This window comes from Paracraurococcus ruber, from assembly GCF_004353985.1.
Taxonomy (GTDB): Bacteria; Pseudomonadota; Alphaproteobacteria; order Acetobacterales; family Acetobacteraceae; genus Paracraurococcus; species Paracraurococcus ruber.
The window spans coordinates 1-10,349 of sequence record NZ_SMOA01000199.1 but is presented as its reverse complement, the minus strand read 5'-3'; the positions used below and the strand labels follow the sequence as shown (position 1 = coordinate 10,349).

13 protein-coding genes are annotated in these 10,349 nt (G+C 73.2%); 1 reads left to right on the top strand and 12 read right to left on the bottom strand.

The window, feature by feature from the left end; genetic code table 11:
- Nucleotides 1-326: hypothetical protein (locus E2C05_RS35205; RefSeq protein ID WP_456306521.1), on the bottom strand; the 326-nt coding region annotated here is incomplete at its 3' end.
- Between the two features lie 159 nt (nt 327-485).
- Here E2C05_RS35205 and E2C05_RS23840 point away from each other — a divergent pair.
- Nucleotides 486-1,442, top strand: a complete 957-nt coding sequence (locus E2C05_RS23840; protein ID WP_133222141.1) for a TIGR03557 family F420-dependent LLM class oxidoreductase — start codon at nt 486-488, stop codon at nt 1,440-1,442.
- Nucleotides 1,443-1,732: 290 nt separating this feature from the next.
- Here the strand turns inward: E2C05_RS23840 and E2C05_RS23835 are convergent, their stop codons facing one another.
- From E2C05_RS23835 to E2C05_RS23785, 11 genes are all read right to left on the bottom strand, one after another.
- A complete protein-coding gene (locus tag E2C05_RS23835) occupies nt 1,733-2,707 on the bottom strand; it encodes a glycosyltransferase family 2 protein (protein WP_158292335.1) in 975 nt (324 codons plus the stop codon).
- A 242-nt stretch (nt 2,708-2,949) separates the two neighbouring features.
- A complete protein-coding gene (locus E2C05_RS23830) occupies nt 2,950-3,936 on the bottom strand; it encodes an aldo/keto reductase (RefSeq protein ID WP_338045178.1) in 987 nt (328 codons plus the stop codon).
- Nucleotides 3,937-4,189: 253 nt separating this feature from the next.
- On the bottom strand, nt 4,190-4,528 hold the full coding sequence (gene grxD, locus E2C05_RS23825; protein ID WP_133222139.1) for a Grx4 family monothiol glutaredoxin: 339 nt from the start codon (nt 4,526-4,528) through the stop codon (nt 4,190-4,192).
- A 79-nt stretch (nt 4,529-4,607) separates the two neighbouring features.
- The gene (locus tag E2C05_RS23820; RefSeq protein WP_133222138.1) at nt 4,608-4,841 is read right to left on the bottom strand and encodes a BolA family protein; all 234 of its coding nucleotides are present in this window, start codon (nt 4,839-4,841) and stop codon (nt 4,608-4,610) included.
- 114 nt (nt 4,842-4,955) lie between these two features.
- The gene (gene purL / locus E2C05_RS23815) at nt 4,956-7,208 is read right to left on the bottom strand and encodes a phosphoribosylformylglycinamidine synthase subunit PurL (protein WP_133222137.1); all 2,253 of its coding nucleotides are present in this window, start codon (nt 7,206-7,208) and stop codon (nt 4,956-4,958) included.
- Between the two features lie 106 nt (nt 7,209-7,314).
- Nucleotides 7,315-8,016, bottom strand: a complete 702-nt coding sequence (purQ, locus tag E2C05_RS23810) for a phosphoribosylformylglycinamidine synthase subunit PurQ (protein ID WP_133222136.1) — start codon at nt 8,014-8,016, stop codon at nt 7,315-7,317.
- A gap of 7 nt (nt 8,017-8,023) precedes the next feature.
- Complete coding sequence (locus E2C05_RS23805; protein ID WP_133222135.1) at nt 8,024-8,257, bottom strand: hypothetical protein; 234 nt, start codon at nt 8,255-8,257, stop codon at nt 8,024-8,026.
- A 3-nt stretch (nt 8,258-8,260) separates the two neighbouring features.
- The gene (gene purS / locus E2C05_RS23800; protein ID WP_133222134.1) at nt 8,261-8,500 is read right to left on the bottom strand and encodes a phosphoribosylformylglycinamidine synthase subunit PurS; all 240 of its coding nucleotides are present in this window, start codon (nt 8,498-8,500) and stop codon (nt 8,261-8,263) included.
- Nucleotides 8,497-8,682 (bottom strand): hypothetical protein, encoded by a 186-nt coding sequence (locus E2C05_RS23795; RefSeq protein ID WP_133222133.1) that lies wholly within the window; start codon nt 8,680-8,682, stop codon nt 8,497-8,499. Before E2C05_RS23795 ends, purS begins: the two co-directional genes overlap by 4 nt.
- A gap of 9 nt (nt 8,683-8,691) precedes the next feature.
- Nucleotides 8,692-9,456: a phosphoribosylaminoimidazolesuccinocarboxamide synthase gene (gene purC / locus E2C05_RS23790; protein ID WP_133222132.1), complete on the bottom strand. Its 765-nt coding sequence runs from the start codon at nt 9,454-9,456 to the stop codon at nt 8,692-8,694.
- Between the two features lie 497 nt (nt 9,457-9,953).
- Nucleotides 9,954-10,214, bottom strand: coding sequence for a hypothetical protein (locus E2C05_RS23785; protein WP_158292334.1), 261 nt, complete (start codon nt 10,212-10,214; stop codon nt 9,954-9,956).
- Between the last annotated feature and the right edge of the window lie 135 nt (nt 10,215-10,349).

Below are 10,349 nucleotides of genomic sequence, written 5' to 3'. Positions count from 1 at the left end.
GCCGCCTGCGGCGCCAGCGGCACCGTGTCGCCGAACGGGCCGGGCGCCGCTGGCCCGGCCGCCGGCAGGCCGCGCCGCGCCAGCAGGGTCAGCGCCGCGGCCTTGTCCCGCACCGCCAGGGCCAGGGCGGCGAGCGCCGGGGGGCCGTCGCCCGCGACCAGCAGGAGGTCGATATTGGCCAGGGCAAGGCTGGCCTGGCCCCCGCCGTCCGCCACCATCGGCAGGTCGAACAGCGTGGCATGGGCCGCCCGCGCCGCGTCGAGGTCCGGCACCGCGACCACCGCGTGATCAAGGCCGAGGATCGGCTCCTCCCGGGTCGCTGCCATCCCTGCCTCCGGTCGCCCGGGCCGAGCCTCGGCCGCCCGCGCCGCCCTGGCAAGCTGGTGCGACCGATCGCCCGCCGGCGGCGTTGACCCGGCGCCTGCCGCCCTCTCCCCCCGCATCGGCCGGCCCCATCCCCCGCAGGCGACGGAGACACACGCCCCATGGTCAAGCTCGGCTACAAGCTGATGTCGGAGGAACATGCGCCGCGCGACCTGGTGCGCAACCTGGTCCTGGCGGAGCAGGCGGGCTTCGACCTTGCCGCCATCTCCGACCATTTCTCCCCCTGGGTGGAGGAGCAGGGGCATGCCCCCTTCGCCTGGAGCGTGCTGGGCGCCTGCGCCCAGGCGACCAGCCGCATCGGGCTGATGACCGCCGTCACCTGCCCGATCATGCGCTACCACCCGGCCATCATCGCCCAGGCCGCGGCGACGCTGGGGCTGCTGAGCGACGACCGCTTCGTCCTCGGCCTCGGCGCCGGGGAGCGGCTGAACGAGCATGTGGTAGGCGAGGGCTGGCCCGGCGTGGGCGAGCGGCATGAGCGGCTGTCCGAGGCCCTCGACATCATCCAGGGCCTGCTGGAGGGCGAGCTGAGCAACTACCGCGGCGCCTATTTCACCCTCGACCAGGCGACGCTCTACGACCGGCCGGAGCGCAAGCCGCTGGTGGCGGTGGCGGCGGGCGGGCCGGAGGCGGCGCGCCTGGCCGGCCGCAAGGGCGATGCGCTGGTGGTGACGGAGCCGAAGCCGGAGCTGATCGAGGCCTTCGAATCGGTCGGCGGCGAGGGCCCGCGCTATGCCGAGGTGTCGATGTGCTGGGCGCCGACCGAGCGCGAGGCGCAGGAGACCGCGCACCGGCTGTTCCGCTGGGCGCTGACGGGCTGGCCGGTGCAGGCGGAACTGCCGACCACGCGCGGCTTCGCGGCGGCGACCCGGCATGTGACGCCCGAGGCGGTGGCGCAGCAGGTCACCTGCGGCCCCTCCGCCGAGCTGCACCTGACATCCATCCGCAAATTCATCGAGGCCGGCTACGACCACATCATCCTGACCCAGGTCGGGCCGCGCCAGGCGGAGTTCATCGCGTTTTTCGAGCGGGAACTGGCGCCGCGGCTGCGGGGCTGACGGGGGCGTCGTCCCCCTTCACGCTCCCTCCACCAGAGGGATCAGGCGACCCCTGGACCGGCCCCGGTCGTCGCCGCCGGCACCGCCTGAGGCGATGGGCCCATGCCGGGGGCCGGGACCCCGCCCGAACCCCTGGCGGCGGGGCGTGAGAGGGGACCCCGAGCCGCTTCGGCACGGCGTCCCGTGCTCACGGCCGGTGCTCATGGCCGATCAACGGAGCCTCGCCCGCCGGGCGGCGCGCGCCGAAAGCCCTGGCGGCCGGCCTGCATGGCCCGTCCATGCCGCCGGCATCACCCGGGATAGGCGACGAAAGGTCCGTGCAGCGCCCGCGGCAGCAGCGGCATCGCATGCGCCGCAGCCAGCAACACTGCGCGCTTGGGCGTCGGCGCCTGGGCGAGGGAGGCGCGCAGCTTCTCCAGCCCCGCCGCCCGCTGGCCGTGGCGGATGAGCTCCCGCCCGACCACCCAGTCATTCTCCGCCTCCGCCCGCCGGCGGATGGCGGTGAAGCGGGCCGGACCCAGCCGCGCCTCCAGTGCCGGGTTGCCCCAGATGGCGAGCATGGCCGGCGCGAAGGCCGCGGGGTCGCGCGCCATGCGGTGGAAGGCGCTGCCGGCGCGCTGGCGGACGAAGAGCACCGGCGCGGTGTCGGCCACCGCCGTCCAGGGGCCGAGCAGGGAGAGGCGGATCCAGTATTCCCAGTCCTCCCCGTAGCGGAGATGCGGCAGGAAGGGGCCGGCCTGGCGCAGCGCATCCCGCCGGAGCAGCAGATGGCCGCCATTGGCGAAGAGGTTCTCGACCAGCAGCCGTTCCAGCAGGTCGCCGGACGGCCCGGCGACCGGCTTCGTGCGCAGCGCCCGGTCGCCCGGGCGGGCGTCCTCGGCGACGAAGGCGAAGCCGCCATGCGCGCCCACCGCTTCCGGCGCGGCGGCCAGCGCCGCCGCGAGGCGGGAGAGCGCGTCGGGCGCCAGCCAGTCATCGGCGTCGAGGAAGAGGATGGCATCGCCCCGCGCATCCGCCATGGCGCGGGTGCGGGCGGCGGAGACGCCGGCATTGGCCTGCCGCAGCAGGCGGATGCGCGGGTCGCGGCGCTGCGCCACGACCTCCGCCGTGTTGTCGCGGGACCCGTCGTCCACCACGACCAGTTCCCATTCGGAAAAATCCTGCGCCAGCACGCTGTCCACCGTCGCCCCGACGAAGCGGGCGACGTCATGGGCGGGGGTGAGGATGGAGATGGCGGGGGCGGGGGTGGCAAGCTCGCGCGGCATGGCCGCAGGGATGCCATGCGCACGCCCCGGCGGGCGGTCACATCCGGCGCAGATGCGGTCAACAGGGTGGGCGGCCGCCGCGGCCAGGCGGTGACCAGGCTGGGCGGCGGCCACCGCGTCGCGGCCGCAGCGCGGCATGACCGGCCGTCTCCGGGCCTGCACGCCGCGCCGCGGCGGCACCATGCGCCCAGGGCGGCGTCACGCCGCCCCGCGATCCGCCCCGGCCACCGGGGCGCGCGGTGCTACAGCTGCACGGCCTTCATCGCCCCGGCCGGGTAGCGCGTGCCGGCGGCGGCGCCGGCCGGCACGGCGGCGCTGATGCGCGCGACGTCGTCCGCCGTCAGCGTCACGCCCAGCGCGCCCAAATTCTCCTCGATCCGTGGCAGGTAGCGGGTGCCGGGGATGGCCACCACATCCTCCCCCTGCGCCAGCAGCCAGGCCAGGGTGAGCTGCGCCGGGGTGCAGCCCTTACCGGCCGCGATCGCCTCCACCTGCGCCACCAGGGCGCGGTTGGCGGCGAAATTCGCCTCCTGGAAGCGCGGATGCGCGGCGCGCCGCCCGTCCACCTGGGCGAAATCCTGGATCGCCCCGGTCAGGAAGCCGCGGCCGAGCGGCGAATAGGCGACGAAGCCGATGCCGAGCGCGCGCGTCACGGCGCGCGTTGCCTCCGCCTCCTGCCGGTAGAGCAGCGAGTATTCGGTCTGCACCGCGGCGATGGGATGGGTGGCATGGGCGCGGCGGATGGTCTCCGGCGCCGCCTCCGACAGGCCGAGGAAGCGGACCTTCCCCTGCTCCACCAGGCGGGCCATGGCGCCGACCGTCTCCTCGATCGGCACGGCGGGGTCCACGCGATGCTGGTAGAAGAGGTCGATGACCTCGACGCCCAGGCGCTGGAGGGACGCCTCGCAGGCCTGGATGACGTAGTCGGGCCTGCCGTTCACGCCGTTCGGCCCGCCGGGATTCGGGGTCTGGCCGAATTTGGTGGCGAGCACGACGCGGTCGCGGATGCCCTTCAGGGCGCGGCCCAGCACCTCCTCGTTATGGCCCCAGCCATACATGTCGGAGCTGTCGAGATGGTCGAGGCCGAGGTCCACGGCGGCGCGGACCAGGTCGACCGAGGCGTCGTCGTCGGCCTCCCCATAGACGCCGGAAAGGCCCATGCAGCCGAGGCCGATGGTCGAGACGCTCAGTCCGCTGGCGCCGAGGCTGCGATGCGGCAGGGTGGCCATGCGCTTCCCCCGTGATGTCGGTTCTGCCGGAGCCGGGTGTCCTGCCCGCATGCTTCGTTGCCAGGGGCTGCGAAGCATGCGGGCAGGACACCCGGGCGAAGGGCCGGTGGACCGGGCCGCAGGACGCCGCCGATGGCGGCGGACTGCGGCTGCGGGACACCGGCAGCGTCGGGCGGGGCGTCGAGACGGGCCCGGAAACGACGATGCCCGGCGCGGGGGCCGGGCATCGGATGGCATGGGCGGCGGGGCCGGCTCAGCTCTCGGCCGAGACAGGCACGCCCTTCTCCTTCATCAGCGTCTGCAGTTCGCCGGCCTGGAACATCTCCATGATGATGTCGCAGCCGCCGACGAACTCGCCACCGACATAGAGCTGCGGGATGGTCGGCCAGTTGGTGTAGGCCTTGATCCCCTCGCGGATCTCCATGTCCTCCAGCACATTCACGCCCTTGAAGGGCACGCCCATGTGGGAAAGGATCTGCACCACGCGGGCGGAGAAGCCGCATTGCGGGAAGACCGGCGTGCCCTTCATGTAGAGCACCACCGGGGTGGCCTTGATCTCGCTCTCGATCCGCTCGAACACCGGGTTGGTCATCGTCTCGGGTCCTTCCCAAGCAAACCCGCTGGGGTTTGCGTCAAGAGTTGTGGTCAACCATCGACATCGCGGCGCCGCGTCAGGCGGGCGCCGAAGTCTGCAGGGCGAGCGCATGCAGCTCGCCCCCCATCCGGCCACGCAGCGCGGCATAGACCAGCTGGTGCTGCTGCACGCGGCTCTTGCCCCGGAAGGCCTCGGAGACGACGGTCGCGGCATAGTGGTCGCCGTCGCCGGCCAGGTCCTCGATCGTCACCTGGGCGTCGGGCAGGGCCGCCTTGATCAGCGCCTCGATCTCCGCCGGCTGCATCGCCATCCGTTCACGCTCCCCCAAGTCCCAGGCCGGCCGGCGGCGATGCCCCCGGCGCGATCAGTGTGTCTGCCACGCAGCCGCCGCGGCGGCCCTGCGCAGGATACCGGTGCCCAGGCGTCAGGAGGCCTGCATACCGGTATCAGCCATCAATGCGGGAAGGGTGCCCTCATGCGCCTCCCGCAGCTCGGCCAGGGATATGGCCAAGCCGCCCGGAAGAACCAAGGCCTCCCCGCCGCTGCGGCCGATGCGCAGCGCCGGCACCCCGCCCGCCGCGGCGGCGCGGAGCAATCCCGCGCCATTCGCGACCGCCAGAAGGTAGCGCCCCTGATCCTCCCCGAACCACCAGGCATGCGGCGGCAGGGCGGCAGGGCCGGGGTCGAGGCTGGCCCCGCAGCCGCCGGCCATGGCCATCTCCGCCGCCGCCACCAGCAGCCCGCCATCCGACAGGTCGTGGCAGGCGGCGACCAGGCCGGCGCGGATCCAGCCCCGCACCGCATCGCCGTTGCGGCGCTCGGCGCCCAGGTCCACCGGCGGCGGCGCCCCGTCCTCCCGGCCGGCGATCTCGCGCAGCCAGAGGCTCTGGCCCAGCCAGCCTCGCGTCTCCCCGACCAGGATGAGGTCGAGGCCGGGCGGCAAGGCCAGGCCGGTGGCCTGCGCCACGTCCTCCAGCACGCCGACGCCGCCGATGGCCGGGGTGGGCAGGATGCTGCGCCCCTCCGTCTCGTTGTAGAGGGAGACGTTGCCGCTCACGACCGGGAAGTCGAGCGCGGTGCAGGCGGCGGCCATGCCGCGTACCGCGGCGGCGAACTGCCCCATGATCTCAGGCTTCTCAGGATTGCCGAAATTCATGTTGTCGGTGATGGCCAGCGGCAGGGCGCCCGTCGCGGTGATGTTCCGCCAAGCCTCGGCCACCGCCTGCTTGCCGCCTTCCTCCGGGTCGGCGAGGCAGTAGCGCGGGGTGCAGTCGGTCGTCATCGCCAGGGCGCGGTTGCCGCCCTGGTCCAGGCTCTCCTCCACCCGGACGATGGCGGCATCGGCGGCGCCGGGGCGCCGGGCGGTATGGCCGCCGACCATGCTGTCATACTGGTCCCAGATCCATCGGCGGGAGCAGAGGTCGAGGCTGCCGACCAGCGTCAGCAGCGCCTTGTCGAGGCCAACGGGGTCGGGGATGGTGGCGGGGTCGAGAACCGGCTGCTTCGGCGTCTCGGCGGTCGGCCGGCGATACAGCGGCGCCTCCGACTCCAGCGGGGCGAGGGGGATGTCGGCTTCCAGCGCGCCGCGGTGGCGGATGGTGATGCGGCCGGTGTCGGTCAGATGCCCGATCACCGCGAAATCGAGTTCCCACTTGGTGAAGATCGCCTCCGCCTGAGCTTCCCGGCCCGGCTTCAGGATCATCAGCATGCGCTCCTGGCTCTCGGAGAGCATCATCTCGTAGGCGGTCATCCCCGCCTCGCGCTGCGGGACGTCGTCGAGCACGAGGTCGATCCCCATGCCGCCCTTGCCCGCCATCTCCACGCTGCTGCTGGTCAGGCCGGCGGCGCCCATGTCCTGGATGGCGACGATGGCGTCCGTCGCCATCAGCTCCAGGCAGGCCTCGATCAGCAGCTTCTCGGCGAAGGGGTCGCCGATCTGGACGGTGGGGCGCTTCTCCTCGGCATCGGCGGAGAATTCGGTGCTGGCCATGGTGGCGCCATGGATGCCGTCGCGGCCGGTCTTCGACCCGACATAGACCACGGGGTTGCCGATGCCGGTCGCCTTCGCCGTGAAGATGCGGTCGGCGCGGGCGATGCCGACCGTCATGGCGTTGACCAGCGGGTTGCCGTTGTAGCGCGGGTGGAAGTTGACCTCCCCGCCCACGGTCGGCACGCCGACGCAATTGCCGTAGCCGCCGATGCCGCGCACGACGCCGTCGATCACCCGCTTCATCCGCGGCGCGTCCGGCATCCCGAAGCGGAGGGCATTGAGGTTGGCGATGGGCCGGGCACCCATGGTGAAGACATCCCGCAGGATGCCGCCGACGCCGGTGGCGGCGCCGTTGTAGGGCTCGATGAAGCTCGGGTGGTTGTGGCTCTCCATCTTGAAGACGGCGGCCAGGCCTTCGCCGATATCGATGACGCCGGCATTCTCGCCCGGCCCCTGGATGACCCAGGGCGCCTTGGTCGGCAGCTCCCGCAGCCAGACGCGGGACGACTTGTAGGAGCAGTGCTCCGACCACATCACGCTGAAGATGCCGAGCTCGGTCAATGACGGGGTACGGCCGAGGATGGCGAGGACCCGGTCGTACTCGTCCGGCTTCAGGCCGTATTCGGCCGCCAATTGGGCGGCGCGGTCAGGGGCAAGCAGGGCGGGGAGGGGGGCGCTGGTCGTCATGGCTGTCCGATGCGCGCGGCGGGGCGGCCGCAGGGGGTGAAGCCGGAAATCGGGCGGCCGCGGGGGGAAGCGGGCGGCGCGGCGGGCCGGCCCGGGCCGCCGGCGGTCATGCCGCGGATGCGAGCGTCTCGGCCAGGCTCTCGAACAGCGGCATCCCGTCCGTCCCATCGATCGCCGGGTCCACCTGGTTCTCCGGATGCGGCATCAGGCCCAGCACGCGGAGATTGGCCGAGGCGATGCCGGCGATGCCGCGGGCGCTGCCGTTGCGGTTCGCCGCCTCCGTCACCTCGCCCGCAGGCGTCGCGTAGCGCAGGATGACGCGCCCCTCGGCCTCAAGCTCGTCGAGCGTGGCGGGATCCGCAAAATAGTTGCCGTCGCCATGCGCCATGGTGGCGCGGAAGACCTGTCCGCGCCGGAAGCGGTGGGTGTAGGGCGTGTCCGCCCGCTCCACCCGCATGTGGCAGTCCATGGACAGGAAGCGGAGCGTGGCGTTGCGCAGCAGCGCGCCCGGCAGCAGCCCGGCCTCGGTCAGCATCTGGAAGCCGTTGCAGACGCCCAGCACATGCCCGCCCCGCGCCGCGAAATCCTTCACCGCGCGCATGATCGGGCTCTGCGCCGCCATGGCGCCGCAGCGCAGGTAGTCGCCATAGGAGAAGCCGCCCGGCAGCACCACTAGGTCGGTGCCCGCGGGCAATTCCGTGTCGCGGTGCCACAGCATGGCGGGCTTCCGGCCCGTGGCGCGGCGCAGCGCCAGCGCCATGTCGCGCTCGCGGTTGGTGCCGGGGAAGACGACGATCGCAGCCTGCATCACAGCCTCATCCCTGCCACACGCGCAGCCAGTGCAGCCCGCCCAGCACCAGCATGGTCGTCACCGCCGCCAGCGTCGCCGCCGTCATCCAACGGTTCAGCTTGCGCTTCTGCAGCGCCACCCAGCCCGGCCGCGGCGCCCGGGCGGCGCGCGGCGCCGCCACCCTGTCCTCCCGCCAGCGGAGCCCGATGCTGATCAGCACCGTCAGCACCACCATGATGAGGAGGCTGGCCTTGACCACCGCTCAGGCGACCTCGACCCGGAAGCTCTCGATCACGGTGTTGGCCAGCAGCTTGCGCGCCATCTCCTCGGCAAGCTGCTTCGCCCGCGCGGCGTCGGTCTCCGCGATCTCGAGCTCGATCACCTTGCCCGCCCGCACCTCGCCCACGCCCGCGAAGCCGAGGCCCGCCAGCGCATGCCCGATCGCCTTGCCCTGCGGGTCCAGCACGCCCACCTTCGGCATCACCGTCACCAGCACCTTCATCGCGCGTCACCGCCCAGCAGCCGGCGCCCGTACCGGCCATAGAGGTAGCAGCCGAAGCTGCCGAGGACCGCGAGGACGAGCGTCAGCGTCGCGTCCGAGAACAGGCCGATCACCGCGAGGATGGCATAGAGGCCGATGACGGCGCAGAGCACCACCACGGCCTCCAGGATGCGTCCCAGCATCGGCGCGCCCTACTGCATCATCTCGGGACCCTTGAGGTCCCGCACCCCCGCCTCCGGCAGGATGCCGAGGCGGCGGGCCACTTCCTGGTAGCCTTCCTCGACCTTGCCGAGGTCGCGGCGGAAGCGGTCCTTGTCCATCTTCTCGCCGGTCTTGCTGTCCCACAGCCGGCAATTGTCCGGGCTGATCTCGTCCGCCAGGACGATCCGCATCTCGTCGTTCTCGTACAGCCGGCCGAACTCGATCTTGAAGTCCACCAGCGTGATGCCGACGCCGAGGAACAGGCCGGTCAGGAAATCATTGATCCGCAGGGTCAGCGCGACGATGTCGTCGAGATCCTGGGTGCTGGCCCAGCCGAAGGCGGTGATGTGCTCCTCGCACACCATCGGGTCGTTCAGCTGCGCGTTCTTGTAGTAGTACTCGATGATCGAGCGCGGCAGGCGGGTGCCTTCCTGGATGCCGAGCCGGGTCGAGAGGCTGCCGGCGGCGACGTTGCGCACCACGACCTCGAGCGGGACGATCTCCACCTCGCGGATCAGCTGCTCGCGCATGTTCAGGCGGCGGATGAAATGCGTCGGCACGCCGATATCCATCAGCCGCATCATCAGGTATTCGCTGATGCGGTTGTTCAGCACGCCCTTGCCGGTGATCACGCCCTTCTTCTGGCTGTTGAAGGCGGTGGCGTCGTCCTTGAAATACTGCACGAGGGTGCCGGGCTCGGGACCCTCGAACAGGATCTTGGCCTTGCCCTCGTAGAGCTGGCGGCGTCGCGCCATGGTCTGACTGGTCCTTCCTCTGGTCGCGCGCGCCACGGGCCCGGCGCCGCGTGCCCGGGCGGGCGGCGCCTGTCTGCGGTCTTGCGGAACGCCCTATAGCCCGCGGAGCCTGCCCGCTACAGCCCTGGGGGCAAGCCCCCTCGCCACACGCCCGCCGGCAGCCCCGCCGGCGGGGAACCCCGGAGCGCGGAGGGGTATAGCAAGCGGCGGCCAGCGCCGCCACGGGCGGGGGGCGGGTCCGGGCCGCGCCCGGCGCGGGGGCGGCCCAAGGGGCGGCCCAGGCGCGGCCCAGCGGGTGTCCGAAGGGGGGGCATCCGGGATCGGGGGCTCGCAGCGGAGGAGCCAGGCCGGGCCGGGGGCCGGGGACCGGCCAGCCGAGCCGCGGCCGTGCCCACCCGACGTGCGCCGCGAACGGCCTTCGCCACGGGTCGCCAGGCGGCCTGCCGGGCCAGGCGCCGCGGCATCCCGGCCCCTGCCGCGCCCGAGGCCCGCGCCGCTCAGGGCCGGAAGGCACCCGGCAGGATGCTCGCCACCGCGCCGTCGCGCCCGACCAGCGCCAGGTCCGGCCCCACCGCCAGGTAGCGGTAGCCCGGAAACAGCGGGAGCAGGACCGCGAGTTCCGGCGGCACCGCCCGGGCGGGGACGCCGCGCGGCACCGGGCGGCCCGGCGCCAACAGGCGCGCCGCCGGGCCGCTCGCCGCCCAATCGGGATTGGCCTGCAGCCAGCGCCGCACCTCCACGGCATCCAGCGGCTTCAACTCCGGGCCTGCGGCCGGGCGGGGCGCCCGGGGCGGTCGGGGCGGGGCGGCGGCAGGGGCGGGGCGGGGCGTTGCCGGGGATTGGGCCGGTCGGCCGGGCGGCGGCGCCGGCCGCCGGGCGGCCTCGGGCGCCGG

Coding starts and splice junctions, on each gene's coding strand:
- grxD (WP_133222139.1), bottom strand. CDS start 4,528: ATGACCAACCCGGTGTTCGAGCGGATCGAGAGCGAGATCAAGGCCACC.
- E2C05_RS23795 (WP_133222133.1), bottom strand. CDS start 8,682: ATGCTGGGACGCATCCTGGAGGCCGTGGTGGTGCTCTGCGCCGTCATC.
- E2C05_RS23840 (WP_133222141.1), top strand. CDS start 486: ATGGTCAAGCTCGGCTACAAGCTGATGTCGGAGGAACATGCGCCGCGC.
- E2C05_RS23835 (WP_158292335.1), bottom strand. CDS start 2,707: ATGCCGCGCGAGCTTGCCACCCCCGCCCCCGCCATCTCCATCCTCACC.
- purC (WP_133222132.1), bottom strand. CDS start 9,456: ATGGCGCGACGCCGCCAGCTCTACGAGGGCAAGGCCAAGATCCTGTTC.
- E2C05_RS23820 (WP_133222138.1), bottom strand. CDS start 4,841: ATGGCGATGCAGCCGGCGGAGATCGAGGCGCTGATCAAGGCGGCCCTG.
- purS (WP_133222134.1), bottom strand. CDS start 8,500: ATGAAGGTGCTGGTGACGGTGATGCCGAAGGTGGGCGTGCTGGACCCG.
- purQ (WP_133222136.1), bottom strand. CDS start 8,016: ATGCAGGCTGCGATCGTCGTCTTCCCCGGCACCAACCGCGAGCGCGAC.
- E2C05_RS23830 (WP_338045178.1), bottom strand. CDS start 3,936: ATGGCCACCCTGCCGCATCGCAGCCTCGGCGCCAGCGGACTGAGCGTC.
- purL (WP_133222137.1), bottom strand. CDS start 7,208: ATGACGACCAGCGCCCCCCTCCCCGCCCTGCTTGCCCCTGACCGCGCC.